Origin of the sequence: Agromyces sp. NPDC058110 (assembly GCF_042884735.1) — a bacterium.
In the GTDB taxonomy this organism is placed as follows: domain Bacteria; phylum Actinomycetota; class Actinomycetes; order Actinomycetales; family Microbacteriaceae; genus Agromyces.
This window is the reverse complement of record NZ_JBHVTI010000007.1, coordinates 169,281-188,071: the sequence shown is the minus strand read 5'-3', so window position 1 is coordinate 188,071 and position 18,791 is coordinate 169,281. Positions and strand designations below refer to the sequence as shown.

The 18,791-nt window shown below is 70.7% G+C and carries 11 protein-coding genes; 7 read left to right on the top strand and 4 right to left on the bottom strand.

Translation table 11 applies throughout. The features are described 5' to 3' along the window. Positions 1-116 precede the first annotated feature (116 nt). Complete coding sequence (locus ACFVS8_RS17780; protein ID WP_387065326.1) at positions 117-1,106, top strand: patatin-like phospholipase family protein; 990 nt, start codon at positions 117-119, stop codon at positions 1,104-1,106. 268 nt (positions 1,107-1,374) lie between these two features. On the opposite strand, the gene ACFVS8_RS17775 is transcribed toward ACFVS8_RS17780, so the two are convergent. Beyond that, positions 1,375-3,003 (bottom strand): cation acetate symporter, encoded by a 1,629-nt coding sequence (locus tag ACFVS8_RS17775; RefSeq protein ID WP_387065323.1) that lies wholly within the window; start codon positions 3,001-3,003, stop codon positions 1,375-1,377. Continuing rightward, on the bottom strand, positions 3,000-3,371 hold the full coding sequence (locus tag ACFVS8_RS17770) for a DUF485 domain-containing protein (RefSeq protein ID WP_387065320.1): 372 nt from the start codon (positions 3,369-3,371) through the stop codon (positions 3,000-3,002). The genes ACFVS8_RS17775 and ACFVS8_RS17770 overlap by 4 nt, the downstream gene beginning before the upstream one ends. Before the next feature lie 199 nt (positions 3,372-3,570). Between ACFVS8_RS17770 and ACFVS8_RS17765 the strand changes: the two genes are divergently transcribed. From ACFVS8_RS17765 to ACFVS8_RS17745, 5 genes are all read left to right on the top strand, one after another. Continuing rightward, entirely contained in the window at positions 3,571-4,788 is a 1,218-nt protein-coding gene (locus tag ACFVS8_RS17765; RefSeq protein ID WP_387065317.1) for a sensor histidine kinase, read from the top strand. Next, a complete protein-coding gene (locus ACFVS8_RS17760; RefSeq protein ID WP_387065314.1) occupies positions 4,785-5,534 on the top strand; it encodes a LytR/AlgR family response regulator transcription factor in 750 nt (249 codons plus the stop codon). Before ACFVS8_RS17765 ends, ACFVS8_RS17760 begins: the two co-directional genes overlap by 4 nt. After that, positions 5,531-5,986 (top strand): heavy metal transporter, encoded by a 456-nt coding sequence (locus tag ACFVS8_RS17755; RefSeq protein ID WP_387065311.1) that lies wholly within the window; start codon positions 5,531-5,533, stop codon positions 5,984-5,986. The genes ACFVS8_RS17760 and ACFVS8_RS17755 overlap by 4 nt, the downstream gene beginning before the upstream one ends. Continuing rightward, positions 5,983-7,446, top strand: coding sequence for a cation acetate symporter (locus tag ACFVS8_RS17750; protein ID WP_387065309.1), 1,464 nt, complete (start codon positions 5,983-5,985; stop codon positions 7,444-7,446). Before ACFVS8_RS17755 ends, ACFVS8_RS17750 begins: the two co-directional genes overlap by 4 nt. An 85-nt stretch (positions 7,447-7,531) precedes the next feature. Continuing rightward, complete coding sequence (locus tag ACFVS8_RS17745; protein ID WP_387065307.1) at positions 7,532-8,272, top strand: sulfite exporter TauE/SafE family protein; 741 nt, start codon at positions 7,532-7,534, stop codon at positions 8,270-8,272. Here the strand turns inward: ACFVS8_RS17745 and ACFVS8_RS17740 are convergent. Next, complete coding sequence (locus ACFVS8_RS17740; RefSeq protein ID WP_387065304.1) at positions 8,256-8,900, bottom strand: GNAT family N-acetyltransferase; 645 nt, start codon at positions 8,898-8,900, stop codon at positions 8,256-8,258. The two genes, ACFVS8_RS17745 and ACFVS8_RS17740, sit on opposite strands and share 17 nt — an antisense overlap. A 150-nt stretch (positions 8,901-9,050) precedes the next feature. On the opposite strand from ACFVS8_RS17740, the gene ACFVS8_RS17735 reads away from it, so the two are divergent. Further along, on the top strand, positions 9,051-9,269 hold the full coding sequence (locus ACFVS8_RS17735; RefSeq protein ID WP_387065301.1) for a hypothetical protein: 219 nt from the start codon (positions 9,051-9,053) through the stop codon (positions 9,267-9,269). Positions 9,270-9,340: 71 nt separating this feature from the next. Here ACFVS8_RS17735 and ACFVS8_RS17730 read toward each other — a convergent pair whose 3' ends face one another. Continuing rightward, on the bottom strand, positions 9,341-18,757 hold the full coding sequence (locus tag ACFVS8_RS17730; RefSeq protein WP_387065298.1) for a DUF5979 domain-containing protein: 9,417 nt from the start codon (positions 18,755-18,757) through the stop codon (positions 9,341-9,343). Positions 18,758-18,791: the final 34 nt, after the last annotated feature.

Here is an 18,791-nt window from a genome sequence, read left to right as displayed (position 1 = left end):
GGTGAGCCCCATGCACGCAGTATCCGCACCGGGTGCTCCCACGCAGTCCACGATCATGCGACGCGCATAGTCGTCGTCACGGGAGCGCTCGACCGCATTCGCGAAAGGCGACTCCCATGGAACATTCCTCCTCTTCTACGTCCACGCACGGCGCCCCCGAAGGGCGCGCGCTCGTGCTCGGCGGCGGCGGCTCGACCGGCAACGCCTGGTTGATCGGCATCGTCGCGGGCCTGGCCGATGCCGGACTCGACGTGACCTCGGCCGACCTCACCGTCGGCACGTCGGCCGGGGCCACCGCCGCAGCGCAGCTCGCCGGCGCGACCCCGGCCGATCTGTTCGCCGCGACCGTCTCGGCCGTCGCGGGCATCGCCTCGCGGCGCCCCGCCGGCGCACCGGCCGCGCAGAACGCCCCGGGCACGCAGAACGCACCGGGCACACAGACCCCGCCGTCTCCGCAGGGCGCCCCGAACCGCCCCGTCTCCGATCACCTCGCACGTTTCCAGGCGATGATCGCCGACGCCGCCGGCCCCGCCGACCTGCGGCGCACGCTCGGCGCGCAGGCGCTGGCGCGCGACGCGGCGTCCGACGGGTCGTGGTCGGCGCAGTGGCGCTCGACGGTCGCGGCCAGGTTCGCGGCCCGCGACTGGCCGGTCGATCGCGGACTCCGGCTCACGGCGATCGATGCAACCACCGGCGACTCGGTCGTCTTCGGCCGCGAGAGCGACGTCGACCTCGTCGATGCGGTGGCGGCGAGCACGTCGGGTGGGGGTCAGCCGTTCCGCATCGGCGCCGGCCGGTACCTCGACGGGGGCTACCGCTCGAATCCCGACAACGCCGACCTGGCCGCCGGGTTCGAACGGGTGCTCGTGCTGTCGCCGCTCGGCGGGCGCTCGCTCTTCCCGGCCGAGTGGGGCCTGCGGCTCGAGGTGCAGGTCGAGGCTCTCCGTGCCGGCGGCAGCCGCGTCGAGACGGTCTTCCCCCGCGCGGACGTCGAGCACCTGTTCGGGGCGAACGCGATGGACCCGTCGCTGCGCCCCCTCGCGGCGCAGGCCGGGTTCGACCAGGGGGCGGCGCTCGCCCCGGAGCTCACCGCCTTCTGGGGCTGACCGCACCCGGCGCGCCCGAAGCGCCCGACGGACTCAGCCCGCCCGGTGCACGACCCCCGTCGAGAGGTCCGGCCGGGGTCGCTCGCAGTGCGCGTGCACGCGAAAACGGGGCGGATGTCACGGCGTGCAGCCGCGGCATCCGCCCCGCTTGTTCGTTCGATGCGGCACGGGCAGGCATTCCCGCCGCATCGAAGCCGCTCCGACGACGGGCAATCCCCCGCTCGCCGTCGGAACACGGTCGGCCGGCGCCCCCACGCCGGCCGGTCTCTCAGTGCTGGGTCGCCTTCTCGGCTCCGACGCCGGTGAGCGAGCGCACCTCCATCTCGGACTGCTTCTTCGGGTCCTCCTTGGTCTTGTCGAGCATCGTCACGATCCAGCCGAGCAGGAACGCGAGCGGGATCGAGATGATGCCGGGGTTCGACAGCGGGAAGATCGCGAAGTTGATCTCCGCCGTCTTCAGCATCGACGTCTCGGAGCCCGAGACGACCGGCGAGAAGATGATCAGCACGATGGCCGAGATCAGGCCGCCGTACATGCTCCAGAGCGCACCCTTTGTGGTGAAGCGCTTCCAGAACAGCGAGTAGACGATCGTCGGCAGGTTGGCGGATGCCGCGATGGCGAACGCCAGGGCCACGAGGAACGCCACGTTCTGGCCGTTGGCCCCGATGCCGCCGAGGATCGCGACGATGCCGATGACGATCACGGTGCGGCGCGCGACCTTGACCTCGGCGCCCGGCTCGGGCTTGCCCTTCTTCACGACGCTCGCGTAGATGTCGTGGGCGAACGAGGCCGCAGCGGTGATCGTGAGGCCGGCGACGACCGCGAGGATCGTCGCGAACGCGATCGCCGAGATCAGGCCGAGCAGGAACGGTCCGCCGAGCGCGAAGGCGAGCAGCGGGGCCGCCGAGTTCGGGCCGCCGGGTGCCGCGGCGATGACGTCGGCGCCCACGAGGGCCGCCGCACCGTAGCCGAGCACGAGCGTGAACACGTAGAAGATGCCGATGAGCCAGATCGCCCAGACGACCGACTTGCGGGCCTCCTTGGCGGTGGGCACGGTGTAGAAGCGCATGAGCACGTGCGGCAGGGCCGCGGTGCCGAGCACCAGCGCGAGGCCCAGCGAGACGAAGTCGATCTTCGAGATGTCGGAGACGCCGTACTTGAGGCCCGGGTCGAGGATGGCGGGGTTGCCCGCGACCTCGACCGCGTTGTCGAGCAGGGTGCTGAAGTTGAAGCCGTTGAGCGCAAGCACCCACACGGTCATCACGCCGGCGCCGGCGATGAGCAGCACGGCCTTGATGATCTGCACCCACGTGGTGCCCTTCATGCCGCCGATGAGCACGTAGAGGATCATCAGCGCGCCGACGACCGTGATCACGAGCGACTGGCCGAGCGTCTCGGTGATGCCGAGCAGGAGCGAGACGAGTCCGCCCGCACCGGCCATCTGGGCGAGCAGGTAGAAGAAGCAGACCACGAGCGTCGTGATCGCCGCGGCGATGCGCACGGGGCGCTGCTTGAGGCGGAACGAGAGCACGTCGGCCATCGTGTACCGGCCCGTGTTGCGCAGCAGCTCGGCGACGAGCAGCAGTGCGACGAGCCACGCCACGAGGAAGCCGATCGAGTAGAGGAACCCGTCGTAGCCCGTGATCGCGATCGCGCCGACGATGCCGAGGAACGAGGCCGCCGACAGGTAGTCGCCCGCGATGGCCGAGCCGTTCTGGCCTCCCGTGAACGAGCGCCCGGCCGCGTAGTAGTCGGCGGCGGTCTTGTTGTTGCGGCTCGCGCGGAACACGATGACCATCGTGATCGCGACGAAGGCGCCGAAGATGGCGATGTTCAACCACGGCTCGCCCGGCGAGGCGGTCGCCTCGGCGGCGTGCACGATCGTGAGCGCGCTCATCGCGTGGCCTCCCTCTGCTCGAACTCGACGCCGGACTCGATCTCGTCGCGGATCTCGGCCGCGATCGGGTCGAGGCGCCGGTTGGCGTAGCTGACGTACCACATGGTCACGGCGAAGGTCGTGACGACCTGGGCGAGGCCGAGCACCATCGCGAGGTTCACGCTGCCGAAGACGCGGGTCGACATGAAGTCGTGCGCGTACACGGCGAGCAGCACGTACGCGAGGTACCAGACCAGGCAGGCCGCGAGCACGGGGAAGACGAACCTGCGGTGGCGACCGCGCAGCTCCTGGAATCGGGGTGATGCTTGCACCGCGGTGAAATCGACGTCGGGTTGCGTCGTCTCCGCGCTCAGGGCGTCGTTGCCCATGGCGTCTCTCCTTCGAGGGGTCCGGCACGGGGGGATGTCCGCGCCCACTGCTCCGGATGCCGGTGGCGGCGAGCAGTGGCCCCATGCTGCCGCGTGCCCGGGCGCGCGTGGTCGCTCCGCCGTTCGTCGTCGCTGAACGGCACCGCTTGTGCGACGAACGGTTCGGAGGCGCCGACGAACGACGGCTACGCTTTCGAGCATGCCCGAGTCGATGCTGCTCGCCGCGAGTGCCGGCGTGGTCGCCGGCGCCCTCGCGGTCGGCGTCGTGCTGCTGCTGCGCCGCCTGGTGCTCGCGCAGCGCGAGCTCGGCACCGACGCCGAGCAGGCGACGTACCAGACGCTGCACCTCGCGAGCCGGGCGGCCAAGCACGTGCGCGGCGGATTCGACGCGCCCGACGCCGACCGCGCCGTGCGATACCTGCGCGCGATGCTCGGGTGCGAGAGCCTCGCGCTCGTCGACGCCGCCGGCCGGGTCGCGATCGACGGCGACGACGACGTGCGCCGCATCGCCGCCGACCTGGCGCGGGCGGCGCAGTCCGCGGGCAAGCCGCACGTGCAGCGGCGCATCGCGGTCGGGTCGCGCGAGACGGATGCCGCGGCCGCGCCGATCCTCGTCGCCGACCGCTCGGCGGGTGCCATCGTGGCCTTCGCGTCGCCGGTGCGGGCGGGCCTCGTGCGCGCGACGGGCGAGGTCGCCGGCTGGGTGGCCTCGCAGGTCGAGCTCGGCGAGCTGGACGCCTCGCGGGCGGCCCTCGCCGAGGCCGAGGTGCGGGCGCTCCGGGCGCAGATCAGTCCGCACTTCATCTACAACGCGCTGAACGCGATCGCGTCGTTCATCAACACCGATCCGGCGAAGGCGCGCGAGCTCGTGCTCGAGTTCGCGGACTTCACGCGGTACTCGTTCCGGCGGCACGGCGACTTCACGACCGTCGCCGAGGAGCTGCGCTCGATCGACAGCTACCTCGAGCTCGAGCGTGCGCGCTTCGGCGACCGCCTGCGCGTCACGCTGCAGGTGGCGCCCGAGGTGCTCTCGACGGTGGTGCCGTTCCTGTCGATCCAGCCGCTCGTCGAGAACGCGGTGCGCCACGGGCTCGAGGCGAAGGAGGGCGGCGGGCGCATCACGATCACGGCCGCGGACTCGGGCGCGTTCGCCGAGATCAGCGTCGAGGACGACGGCGTCGGCATCGACCCCGTCGTGCTCGAGGGCGTGCTCGCGGGCGGCTCGCCCGGCGAGCACGTCGGGCTCCGCAACGTCGATGCCCGCCTGCGCCAGGTGTACGGCGAGGAGCACGGGCTCGTGGTCGAGACCAATCTCGGGGCGGGCACGCTCGTGCGCATGCGCGTGCCGAAGTCCCAGCCGGGCCCGAACCCGAACACGCCGACCGCCATCGCACGAGACGGGAGCCAGACCAGATGATCTCCGTGCTCATCGCCGACGACGAGCAGCCGGCGATCGACGAGCTCGCGTTCCTGCTCTCGCAGGACCCGCGCATCGGCACGATCCACCAGGCGTCGTCCGGCTCGGAGGCGATCCGCCTGCTGACCCGCGAGCCGGTCGACGCCGCGTTCCTCGACATCCACATGCCGGGGCTGACGGGGTTCGACCTGGCACGCGCCCTGCAGCGCTTCGAGCATCGCCCGGCGCTCGTGTTCGTCACCGCCGACGAGGAGGGGGCGCTCGAGGCGTTCGACCTCGCCGCGGTCGACTACCTGTTGAAGCCCGTGCGCACGGAGCGGCTGCAGCGCTCGATCGGGCGGATCGTCGAGGTGCTGAAGTCCGGGGCGGCGACGCCGACCGGCGGCATCCCGACGGTCGCCCCGCCCGAGATGATCGCGGTGACGCTCGGCGGCACGACCCGCATGATCCGCCGCGACGAGGTGCGCTACGTGCAGGCGCAGGGCGACTACGCGCGCCTGCACACCGACGAGGCGAGTTACCTCGTGCGCGTGCCCATGGCCGACCTCGAACGGCAGTGGGCGGATGCCGGCTTCGTGCGCGTGCACCGGTCGTACCTCGTCTCGCTGCCCCACCTCACGCGCATCCGTCTCGGCACCGACCGTCCGAGCGTGACCATCGCCGGAGCCGAGCTGCCCGTGAGCCGCCGCCTGCTCCCCGCGCTGCGGGAGCGGCTCGAGTCCGCGACGCTGCGGCCCCGCACATGAGCGACGTGCCCGACCGCCTGGTTCCGGATGCCGCGGACGGCCCGTCCGGGAGCACCCCGCCTGGGGCGACCCCGGCCGGGCCGACCCCGCCGGCCCGGGTGCGGGTGACGGCACCGCGAACCGGCGCGGTCGCGGCATCCGCCCGTGCGAGGGGGCCGGTCGGCGCGAGCCCGGGGAGCGAGCCCGAGAGCGTCTACGTGCGGTCGCTGATCCGATCGCAGCTGCGGCTCGGCGTCACGTACGCCGCCGGGTTCGCCGCGGCGACGGCGCTGTTCGTGCTCGCGATCGTGCTCACGCCCGTCTTCGACGACACCTTCGTCTGGGGTGTGCCGCTGTCGTGGCTGCTGCTCGCGGTCGGCGTCTACCCCCTCGCGATCACGGTCGGCGTGCTCTACGCGCGGGCTGCGGCCAGGAACGAGGCCAGGTACCGCGCCCTGACGGAGGCCGGATGAACGCCGCGATCAGCTACGCGGCGATCACGGCCGTGGCACTCGCCTCGGCGCTCATCGGCTTCTACGGGCTGCGCGTCTCGCGAACCACGAGCGACTTCTACGTCGCCTCGCGCACGGTGCGCCCGTGGTGGAACGCGTCGGCCATCGGCGGCGAGTACCTCTCGGCGGCGAGCTTCCTCGGCATCGCCGGGCTCATCCTCACGACCGGCGCCGGCGGCATCTGGTTCCCCATCGGCTACACGGCCGGATACCTCATGCTGCTGCTGTTCGTCGCCGCCCCGCTTCGCCGGTCGGGCGCGTACACGATCCCCGACTTCGTCGAGGCGCGGCTGGAGTCGCGCACCGCCCGGCTCGTGACGAGCACGCTCGTGATCGTCATCGGCTGGTTCTACATCGTGCCGCAGCTCCAGGGCGCGGCACTCGCGGTGCGCATCACGACGGGCCTGCCGTCGTGGGCCGGTTCGCTCGCGGTCGCGGTCATCGTCGCCGTGGTGGTCGCGGCGGGCGGCATGCGCTCGATCACGTTCGTGCAGGCGTTCCAGTTCTGGCTCAAGCTCACCGCCATCGCGGTGCCCGTGATCGTGCTGCTGATCTTCGTCGGCGGGGTCGAGCCCTCACTCGACGCGGCAGCCGCGTTCCCGGCCGCCGCCGGGCCGGGCGACCTCGACCCCTACCGCACGGTCTCGCTCATGATCGCGCTGCTGCTCGGCACCCTCGGGCTGCCGCACGTGCTCGTGCGCTTCTACACGAACCCCGACGGCGACGCGGCTCGTCGCACGACCGTCATCGTGCTCGTGCTGCTCTCGGTGTTCTACCTGTTCCCGACCGCGTTCGGCCTGCTGGGCCGGGCCTTCGCACCCGACCTCGTCGCCTCGGGCGACGCCGACGCCCTCGTGCTCGTGCTGCCCGACCGGCTCATGCCCGGATGGGGCGGCGACCTGCTCACGGCGCTCGTCATCGCCGGGGCGTTCGCCGCGTTCCTCTCCACCTCGTCTGGGCTCGTGGTCTCACTGGCCGGCGTCATCAGCCAGGACCTGCTCGGCGGCAGCGTGCGCGGATTCCGCATCGCCGCGGTCGCGTCGTCGTTCGTGCCGCTCGTGGTCGCGCTCGCCACGGAGTCGACCGGGCTCGCCGGCAGCGTCGGACTCGTGTTCGCGTTCACGGCCTCGACCCTGTGCCCGATCCTGCTGCTCGGCATCTGGTGGCGCGGGCTCACCCCTCGCGGCGCCGTCGCGGGCATGCTCACGGGCGCCGTGCTCTCGGGGGCGGCGATCCTCGGCGGCGGCCTCATCGGGGCGGCGGCGCCCGGCATCCGGCCCTTCCTCGAACAGCCGGCGGCGTGGACCGTGCCAACGGCCCTGCTCGTGACGGTGCTCGCGTCGCGCGCGGATCGCCGGCGCCGGCCGCGCGGCACCGATGCGTTCCTCGCCCGGCTGCACACGCCGGAGCGGGCTCGCTGAGTCGCGGTCGCGGTGTACAACGCGGGCGATCCCGTTCGTCACGACGGCGTCCGGTGAGCGCCCCGATCCTGCGTAGGATACTGCGGTGCTCGTCGCCGTCGCCCTCTCCGTGCTCGTGGGCGCCTTCGCACAGCGCGTCACCGGCATGGGGTTCGCGCTCGTCGCCTCGCCCGCGCTGGTGATCCTGCTCGGTCCCTTCGACGGCGTCATCGTCGTGAACCTCTGCGCGGTCGTCTCGTCGGCCATCATCCTGCCCCGCGTGTGGCGGTACGTCGACTGGCGCCGCTTCGGCCTGCTCGTGGCCCCCGCCCTCGTCGGCGTCGCGGTGGGCGGGCTGCTCGCCGTCAGGGTTCCCGGCGCCGTGCTGCAAGTCGGCATCGGCATCCTCGTGATCGCCGCGCTCACCGTCTCGCTCCTGGTCACGCGCACCGAGCACACCGCAACGGGCTGGCCGCCCGCCGTCGCGTCGGGCGCGGCATCCGGGATCATGAATGCCGCAGCCGGCGTCGGCGGACCCGCCCTCAGCGTCTACGCGGAGGCCACCCGCTGGCCGCAGGCCGCGTTCGCCGCGACCCTGCAGCCCTACTTCGTGGTCATCGGCGCCGCCTCGCTGGGCGTGAAGCTCGTCGAGACCGGGTGGTCGCTGCCCGCGCTCGCCGCCGACCAGTGGCCGTTCGTCATCATCGCCCTACTCGCGGGGCTCGGAGGCGGCGAGCTCGCTCACCGGCGCATCCCGCACCACGCGGCACGTATCGCGGTCATCTGCATCGCCTACCTCGGCGGCGCGGCCGCATTGATCGACGGCGCGATCAAGCTCTGGGGCTGAGCCCGATCGGGGCGTCGCCCCAGGCGTCGCGACGGGACTGCAGCCCGTCGCGCACCGCGGGCCACTCGTCGACGATGACCGAGTACATCGCGGTGTCGCGCCACGAGCCGTCGGCGCGCGGAACCCGTCGACGCAGCACGCCCTCGAACTGCGCCCCCAGCTTCAGGATCGCCGCACGCGACCGCCCGTTGAGCGCATCGGCCTGCAGCTTCACGCGACCGAAGCCGTGGTCGAACGCGAGGCCGAGCAGCAGCAGCTTGGTCTCGACGTTGACGGGCGTGCTCCACACGCGGGGGTCGTACGCGGTCCAGCCGATGTGGATGGCCTCGTTGCCCAGCTCGACGTCGGCGAGCTTCGTCGCGCCGACGAGCGTTCCGGCGCCCGGACCCGATGCGAGGCGCACGCCCCACGAGATCGCGCCACCCGACACGGCGTAGTACCGCTCGGCCCACGCGACGAACGCGGCGTCGTCTCGGGGCAGGCCGGCAGGTCCCCCTCCGTACCCGCCCGCGAAGACCTCCGGATGCCGCAGCGCACGTGCGAGCTCCGGCAGGTCGTCTGCGGTGAGGGGCGCAAGGGTCACGAAACGCCCGTGCAGCGGGGCGTCGGCGGGGCTGGTGGCTGGCACGGCGACCAGTCTCGCACGGTCGGCCGAGGCATCCGATCACCGTCGCGACCTGCCGGTGGCGCACCATCGACGAAAGGCCCTGCCGCACGATGACGACGCGACGTAGGCTGGAACGAGCCGGCGAAGGCGCCGGGGAGCTGGAGGACCAAGATGGCCGGAATCGACGACCTCGCCAAGCAGGCCGGGGAGTTCATCGAGCAGAACAAGGACAAGATCCAGGAGGTCCTCAAGAGCGAGCAGGCCGAGGACATCAGCGACAAGGTGCTCGACGGCATCGGCGAGGCCGTGAAGAAGATCGCGCCCGACGAGCACGACGGCATGATCGACGACGTGAAGGCCAACATCGACAAGGCCGTCGGCAACCAGTAGCCGGCTCCGCCGAACGACGACGGCGCCCCACCCGCATCCGGGTGGGGCGCCGCTCGCGTTCCGCGGTTCGCCTAGTCGGGCGAGCCGGTTCCACGTCGGCGGCGGCGCACGACGACCAGCACCGTCGCACCCGCGAGCAGGAGCAGTGCGGCCAGCCCGGCGAATCGTGCGAGGCCCTCGCCGTCGACACCGGTCGCCGCGGTGTTCGACGGCAGCGGCGGTGCGAATTCGTTGTCGACCGTGATCGTCACGACGTCGTCGAGGCCGACCACGACGGGGTCGGTTTCCGGCGCACTGACGGTGACGGCGATCGCGCCGCCGGACTCGGTCTCCTCGACCCAGCACTCGGCGCCGACCGGGAGCTTGTCGAGCACCACGGTCTCGCCGCCCGAGATCTGCACCGGCTCGCGGTCGAACAGCACGTACGGCTCGTTGTTGTCACCGCGGTCCAACGTGCAGGTCACCTCGACCGTGAACGTCTTGCCCGCCGCAGCCTCGGCAGACCCGCTGATGGTCTTCTCGAGCTCGACCTGCCCGTACTCGAAGGTGTTCGTCGCCGTCACCAGCAGCGGCTGCGGGAGCGGGTCGGCCTGCACGATGATCGCGTTGTCGTAGGAGTCGTGGTCGACACGGGTCGCCGTCGCGCCCGCAGGGTCGGACTCCACGCCGTAACAGTGGGTGCCGACCGGCAGTTCCACGACGTTGCCGTCCGCGTCGGTGATCGGCTCGATGTCGCCGGCCATCACCTCCAGCGTCCGCGAGAACACCGTGGTGCGGATGCCGTTCACGTCGAGCTCGCAGGTCAGGTCGATCGTGAACACGGCGTCGGCGACCCAGGGGGCGTCGGCCGCCTCGCCGTCGACCTCCTTCGCGATGCCGAGGAGGCCGACGGAGAACTCGTTCTCGAACGGACCGGCGGTCTCGACGGTCTCCACGCCCACGGGATCCTGATCGCGGATCGTCACGGTCACCGGGTCCGGCGTCTCGTCGGCGCCGCCGTCGTCGACCTCGGTGACGACGCACTCGGACCCGACGGGGATGCCCGTGATCGTCTCGCTCAGGTACGGACCCGTCGAGTCCTCCTCCCCGACGACGACCAGATCCACCGACACGACGGTCTCGTCCTCGTAGGTGCAGATCACCTGGAACACGAACGGCCCGGTCGAGAACTCGGGAACGCCTGGGCCGCTGACGACCTTGAGCACGTTGAGCGCGCCCGTGCGGAAGTCGTTGTCGATCGTGATCTCGACCGGTCCGCTCTCATCGTCGCCGATCACCACCGGGTTCGGGTCAGCGGTCCAGTCGGTCGCGCCGCCGAGGTCGGTCTCGTCGACGGTGCATTCCGCGCCGGTCGGCAGGTTCGGAATCGTCACGACATTGTCCGGGGCATCCGTCGTCAGGGTCACCGTTCCGTCGTAGACGGTGTCGGGATCGGCAGCCTCGAGCGTGCACAGGACGTGCACCTCGTAATCGCCGAACTCGCCCGCCCACTCGTCGGCTCCGGTGCCGCTCACTTCCTTGGTGAGCTGCAGCGAGCCGACCGTGAACGGGTTGTCCACGCCGAGCGCATTGACATGCTGGCCCTCGTCATCGGGCAACAGCGTGAAGACCGCGCTCGTCGTCTCGCCGAGGTCGGTCTCGGTGCCGTCCTGCGTGATGACCATCCCGGTGCCGGTCGCGCCGCCGGTGTCGGTCTCGGTGACCGTGCACTCGGCGCCGGCCGGCAGCGTCCCGTACTCCTGCACCTCGCCGTCGGAGAGTTGGAACGACTCGTCGAGCACGGTCTGGCCCTGGAAGGTGCAGACCGCGGTGAACGAGAACACCGTGTCGTAGACGATCGAGTTGCCGTCCTGGTCGACCGCGCCGCCGTCGTCGACCGTCTTCGTCACGGTGAAGCCCGCGTCGGGGAAGTCGTTGGTCACGAAGATCGTGATGTCCTCGGCCTCGGGGATGATCGTGACGGGGTTCTCCTCGGTGGCACTGATCACGACCCCCGTCGCACCCTGCTGGTCGGGCTCCTCGGCCCAGCACTCCGAGCCGAACGGGATCTCGAAGAGCGTGACGACCTGGCCGGCCTCCAGCTCGACAGGCTCCTGGTCGTAGATCACGATCGGGTCGTTGTCCGGGCCGCGATCGAACGTGCAGGTCACGAGGATCTCGAACGTGAAGCCCTCGGCGTGGTCGGGGTTGCCCGTGACCTCCTTCTGGATCGACACGTCGCCGAGGTCGAAGGTGTTGGTGGCTGTCAGCGACAGCGCCTCGGGGTCGTCGGAGTCGGATGCCTCGACGATGACGGCGTTGTCGAAGGAGTCGAAGTCGACGCTCGACTCCGTCGCGCCGGCGTCGTCGGTCTCGTCGCCCCAGCAGTGCGTTCCGACGGGCAGCAGCAGCGGGTCTCCGGTGTCGGGGTCGAGCACCGGCACCGTCTGGCCGCCGGTGACCTCCACGTCGCCCTCGAAGACGGGCGTGCCACCGTCGGTGAGGGAGCAGGTCACGTGCACCGTGAACGTCGCGTCGGCGATGCCCGGCAGGCCCGCTCCGTCACCGTCGACGACCTTCGTGACGGCGATCGTGCCGGCCGAGTAGCGGTTCTCGAACTCCACCGCGACGACCTGCGGGGTACCGTCGGCCTCCTCGGGGATGAACACGGTCACGGGCAGCACGGGCGGGTCGCCGTCGGCCGTGCCGTTGTCGGTCTCGGTGATGTCGCACGACGTGCCGACGGGCAGCCCGTCGACGACGTCCGACAGCAGCGGACCCGCCGTGCCGTCACCGGTGATCGTGAGCTCGCCGCTCGCGACCTCCTGCAGCTCGTACGTGCAGACGTACGAGAACGTGAAGTCGACGTCCTCACTGAATCCCACTCCAGGACCGACCACGGTCTTCTCGATCTGGAACCCGCCGGTGCGGAACTCGTTCGTCACGGTGACGAGCACCGGGTCGCCATCCTCGCCCTCGACGCCGATCGTGACGGTCTCGGGCGTGATGACCGGGTCGCCCGTCGCGCCGCCGTCGTCGGGCTCGGTGATCGTGCACTCGGCACCGGTCGGCAGGTTGTCGACCATGACGCTGTCATTGCCTGGAACGACCAGGTCGCCGTCGTACACCGGGTTCGTGGTCGCCTGGTCCCACGTGCAGGTGAGGTGCACGGTGAACTCGTCGGGGGCCCACTCGTCGGCGCCGGAGCCGGTGACGTCCTTCTGGATTGCGAGCGACCCGACCGTGTACGTGTTCGTCACGGTGAGCACCGTCAGGTGCGTGCCGTCCTCCTCGTCGGGCAGCAGGGTGAAGTCGGCCGAGGTCGTCTCGCCGAGGTCGGTGTCGACGCCGTCTTCGGTGATGACCATCGTGGTGTCGGTGGCTCCGGCGGCATTCGTCTCGGTGACCGTGCAGTTCGCACCGACCGGCAGGCCCGAGAAGTCCTTCGTCTCCCCGCCCTGCAGGGTGAACGTACGGTCGGCCTCGGGCACCACTTCGGCGCCGAACCAGAGGCAGCTCGCGGTGAACGTGAAGGTCGGGTCATAGGGGATCGGGTTACCGTCCTGGTCGAGGGCGCCGCCGTCGATGACGTCCTTCGAGACCGAGAATCCGCCGATCACGTACTCGTTCTCGACCGTGACCGTCGCGTCCTCGATCGGGTCGGCGGGGAACGGGTGATGGATGTCGGTGCGATCCTCGAGATCTCGGATCGCCGTCACCTCGCCCGATCGCCCTCCGATGCCAGGCGGGTCGTACGACACGGTGGATCCCTGCGAGAACTGCTCCGCGACCGTACAGGTCGAGTACAAGGGCAGGTCGGTGCCCGTTCCGACGGTCACCGGTGTGCCGTCGGCCGGCACGGTGACCGGCGAGGCGGGGGCGCCGGCGGTGTCGACGAAGGCCACCGCCTCGCCGTCCGACGTGCACTCCACTTCGAACTGGTACGAGTCCGGCAGCGGGAACGGGAAGCTGTCGGGCGCCACCTGCGACTTCTGCAGCTGGAGCTCGCCGGTCGGGAAGGCCACGCCGGCACGAACCGGCTCCACGGGACCGCGGTACACCTCCTCGCCCTGGAACGTCGCTCGCGAACCGGCAGCCGCGGTGTTCCACGCGATGGGGAGGCCGTCGTCGTAGGCGTCGGGGATGTAGGCCGGCGTCTGCGTGCGGAAGCTGAACGCACCGGTGGCACCGGGAGCGAGCCCTGCTCCGTCGGGGAAGTCGACGACGACCTTGAGCGCCTTCGCCGTTGCCAGCTCGGCGGGCGGCGTCGTGTTGTCGTACGTGATCCACTGCCGGGTCGTGACGTCGTCGTAGCAGGGGTCGGTCGTCGGAATGCTCTCGGTCAGGATCGAGTACTGGATGTCGGCCGCGTTGCACGCCTGGTTCGGCACGGTGGTCATGTACTGGGGGACGATGACGGCGGTCGACTGACGGAGCGCGAGCTCCCCGAGGAAGATCGGCGACCACTGCGACCCGCGCGGCGAGCCCACGACGACGCCCGTGTCTCCGACGGCGGGCAGCACGTCGATGCCGCCGATCGCGTCGGCCGGCACGTTGCCTCGGTTCGTGAAGTCGATGCGCCACTCCTCGACGCCGCCCGGCCGGGTGATGGGCACGCACTGGTTCACGTAGTAACCGTTGCCCGCGTTCGGCTCGGCGCAGTTCGCGGCATTCGGATTCGCCGCGGTGTTGAGCACGCCGAGGTCGTCGTAGTTCGGATCGCTCGGGTCGACGCCGGGCACGCCCGCCGCGACTCCCTTGACGGACTTCGCGAGCGTGATCGGCGCTGCGGCGCTCGGGGTCACCGACGTGTCGGCCGCGCAGTCGGCGACGTTCTCGGTGTCGGCGATCGGCACGTTGTTCGAGGTGTGCTCGCAGGTCTCGAAGTCGCGGTCGCTGGTGGCGCTCACGGTGTTGGTGACCGGGGTGCCGGGCGCGAGGCCGTCGCGGAACTGCAGGTGCGCGGCGATCACGAGCACGTCGCCCGGCGCGAACACGAAGTCGTCGGGCACGACGATGGTCACGATGCCGGTCGCGGTGTCCAGCGTGCCGCTGAACCCGTCGCTCGGCAGTGTGTTGCCGTCGGCATCGGTGAGCGTGAACTCGAACACGGGATCGGCGCCGGGAACCGGCACGAGGTAGGAGCCCTGCGCGTCGGTCGCGATCGTGTCGGTGAGTTCGAGTCCGGTCATCTGCCACTCACCGGTGTTGGTGATGCGGATGACGTACGGGATCTCGGCGAACGGCGGGAACTGCTGCGAGGCCGCGCCGCCCTGGCCGTTGCCAGGGGCCTTCGTGACGCTGATCGAGTTCGGCCGGTGCAGCAGCTGCGTGGTGTCCTGGGCGCTGGCGTCGGCCTCCCAGGTGACGCCGTCGGGCGTCTGCCACGATCCGGTGCCGTGCACGTCGACCTCGTCGGTCATGGTGCCCTGCACGGGCTCGCCGGGTGCCGCCTCGAGTCCGGGCAGCGTCGAGGGCACGGGCACCGAGTCGATCTCGCCGTTGGGCCCGTAATGCAGGTCTTCGAGGCGATCGGCGAGGAACGCGAACGAGACGATCGGGTTGCGCGGGCTCTCCCAGTTCGACTCGTTCTCGTCCTGCCTGACCTCGAAGCGGATGCCGCGCACGTCGGCCGCGGCCGCGCCGGCCGGGAGCACCGGCGTCACCGTGTTGTCCGCCGCGACGTCCTGCCAGTCGCCGACGACCCAGCACGCGGTGAGGTCTGCGCTGCCGCCGCAGGTCTGCGTGAGGTCGGAGCCGACGAGCGCGTAGTCGACGCCGACGAGCGCGGAGACGCGGATCTGGCCGATGTTCGCCGGCATGGTCCGTTGCGGGAACGACGCCAACTCGAACGCGTTCCAGAAGGTCGGTTCGTCGTCAGTGATCGTGAGCACCGTCGTGCGGACGTTGCCGGTCGGCTGACCGCCGATCGTGACGGTGTAGCCGTCGAGCGGCTCGTCCTCGTAGCGCGAAGTCGGAGAGATCGACTTGCCCGCGACCACACCGTAGCTGGCGGGCACGAACTGGAGCGTGTCGTCGTCGGTGCCGTGCGCCTCATCGGTGATGGCTCCGCCTGGCCGGCTGCCGTCGGCGGAGGCCACGTTCGTCACGACGTCGCCCTCGGTCGGGCGGGTCGTCGGGGCATCCCGGAGGAACTCGCGCAGCTGGTACGTGAGCACGATGCTCGTCTGCTCGGTCGTGAGGATCGCCACGCGATCCGGATCACGATGCGTCACGGTCACCCCGACGACGTCGGCGAGGTCGGTCGGCGTGAGGGCCTGCGCCTCGGCGATCGTGTGGTCGTCGGTGCCGCCGCCCTCGCGGGTCAACGTCACGATCGACTCGGTCGCATCGGCGGGCACGCTGATGGTGCCGATCGCGTACAGGTTGAAGGTGTTGTAGGTGTCGGTCGGGGCTGCAGGCGGCGTCGCCGGATCGGAGACCACGAGCTCGGCGATGTTCGCCTCGGTCTCGTTGCGCGCCGTGATGGTCGCGCTCACGAGCGGGTAGTCCTCTTGAGCGGCCGACTCGGGCGGGATCGGCAGCGCGTCCTGGTCGAAGGTCTTCGTGACCGAGACGTTGACCGTCGTGTCGAGGATCGTGATGTCGTCGGCGTCGGTGCCGTCGACCGGAGCGGGGCCCTCGCCGTGGATGCCGGCCGTGTTCACCACGACCCCGTTCAGGCCGGAGTTGTAGGTCTCGTCGTGCAGGGAACCGACGACGGGGCCGCCGTCGGAGCGCTTCACCTGACGCAGCTGGAAGGTGAGGTCGAGACCGCGGCCGTTGCCGGTCGACGAGGCGACGCCCGAGCCCGGCGCCGGACCGGTGCCGGCGCCCCGGTTCGAGCCCTCGACGTAGGTCAGCCGCACGCCGAGCGTCGACTCGCGCTGCGCATCCGACAGCTCGAATCCCGGGAACCCTCCGTCGCAGGCCGTGCCCGTGGTGTCGGCCGCGCCGCACGCCGCCGCCGTGACGTCGACCCAGCCGTCGGCGGTGTCGTCGTAGAGCTCGACGCTCGCGATGCGGTCGTAGGTGATCAGCGGGTCGAGGGCGGCGTCGATGGCCTCGATCGCTGCGAGGTCCCACGCGTCGTAGGCGGATGCCGCGATGTTCGAGAAGTCCGCGCCCGCGGTCGGGTCGTCGGTGATCGCAACCGACTCGAAGGGCACGCCCTGCGTCGACCAGGAGATGCGCGCGGTGCGCTGGTCGTCGGTGAACGCGAAGACGTCCTCTTGGAGCCAAGTCTTGTCGATCAGGTCGACGCCGGGGCCGTCCGGCGGCCACGGGTTGACGTCGATGTCGTCGGTGTCGGTGGCGGTGTTGTCCTCCGGCGAGGTGTCATCGGGATTCGTGACCGTCGACGACGCGTCGTTCTGCACGTTGAGCGGGTCGGCCGCCTCTGCGGCGTCGTGCACGCTGCCCGAGCCGTCGCGGAATTGGTCGCGCGTCGCAACCTGGATCGTCGGCGACACCTGGAACCCCGGCGGCAACGTCTCGCCGGGCTTCGGGGTGTACACGAACCGGATGCCCTGGATGTCGTCCTGCAGGTCGGCGGGTACCGAGTAGTTGAACGTGGTCTGGCCCTCGATGAGCTCGGCGCCCGGCAGGGTGACCCATTCGTTCCCGTCCCAGTACTCGATGGTCAGGTTCGCGTTCGCCGGCACGCCTGCCGACAGCTGCTTGATGTCGAACGTGTTCCAGAAGGTCGACGGCGGGTCGCCGGGCTGGGGGTCGGCGGGGTCGCTGACGACCAGCGAGTCCGCACCGACGGTCGAGGCGTTCTCGCCCTGGTTGTTCACGTCGGCGAGGAACGAGACATCCGTCGTGCTGCCGGGGATGTCCCACACCTCGTCCTGCACGATGTTCTTGTCGATGTTGGTCGAGACCCGGGCGGGCTGCCTGGTGATGTCGGCGGAGTCGTCGTCTTGACCCGTCTGACCGGTGGAATCGGTCACGGTCGACGTGGTCTCGTTCGTGCTCACGACGTCGAGCTGCCCGTCGACCGGATCGGCGATCACGTCGAATGGGAGCTCGGCGATCGCGTTCGCCTCGATGGGCCCGGTGAAGGTGACGGAGAACCCGACGACGTCGGCCGGGTCGCCCGTGGGCGCCGGGATCTCGTTCGGCGTGCTCCCGGTCAACGTCTCGGAGGTGCCGTCGGCGTACGTGTACGTCACCGAGACGGCATCCGCGTCGGGCGGCCACTCGACGCCGCTGCCGAACCCGTCGAAGATCAGGCCCTGGTCGGCGAGGTTCGGCTGACCCGGGGTCGGGTCCTCGATCGTCATCGACGTCACCGGGCGCGGCCCGTTGGTCGACGTGATGAGCGCCGTGCTCGACTGCCCGGCGAGCAGCGTCGGATCGGAGAACGACTTCACCGTGTCGACGGTCGGGCCCGTGTTGGCGATGTCGACATCACCGTCGGCGGTCTTCGGCGGGCTCGTGCGGTCGTCGACGACGACGTTCGAGGACGCCGTGTTGGGTACGGACACCGACTCGTCGAGCGGGATGTCGAGCACCGAGTCGTTCGTCTCGCTCGAGATGCCGATCGCGGCCTCCTCGCCGGCGGGGGTCGGCGGCAACTGGCCGGTCGACGACGAGAACGTGAACCGGAGTCCGTGCACCTGGTCGTCGGGCACGTCGGGGATGTTCGTGAAGTCCGTCGGGATCGGGCCGGTGGGGTACGCGACGACCCAGTTGCCGTCCTCGTCGAGGTACTCGATCTGCACCTGGTCGGCGCCGGCAGGCGGCGTGATCGAGGTGATGCCCGTGAAGTCGAGGTAGCTGTCGAATGGGCTGGCGACCCCGTCGGCCGGATCCTGCACGACGATCTCGTCGACGGATCGGTTCGAGGCGTTGCCGCCGCCGATCGTGTAGTCGACGGGCTGGCCGGGCAGGGCGGGCACCGACTGCCCGTCGGCGACGTGGTCGTCCACGCTCTTGGTCACGGTCGTGTCGAGGACCTCGGGGATGTCGAGCACGACGTCGGCGTTCGCGTCCTTCGGCAGCGCGTTGTCGGCGGCTGCGGTCGCGGTGTTGGTGACGGTTCCGTTGTAGTCGGCGCTCGCGTCGGGCGGCACCTGCACGAACACGGTGATGCTGACCTGCTGCCCGGTGCGCAGGCCGGTGCCGGCCGTGCCGGCCTCGTTGAACGCGACATCGAAGTCGCTGCCGTTCACCGTCACGGTCGGCGCGGGCGTCCCGCCGCCGGACACGACGACCGGGTTGGGCACGGTCGGGTCGAAGACGAGCGGGGCCGGCAGCGTATCGGTGACGTTCGCGGCGACGCAGATGTCGACGATCGGGCTGTTGCAGGTCAGGGTGATGGTGTAGCTGAACTGGTCGCCCGGCGCGTACGACTCCTGCACCGGGGGCGCCACGACCTTGGTGAAGGTCGTGAACTCCGCATCATCGGGTGCCGCGACCGCGGACATCGCCGTCGGCAGCGCGAGCACGCCCACGACGGCGATCGCCGCGAATCCTGCGATCCAACGTCGGAATCTGCGCATCGGTCCCCCCGGTCCGTCGCACCCCATCGCACGG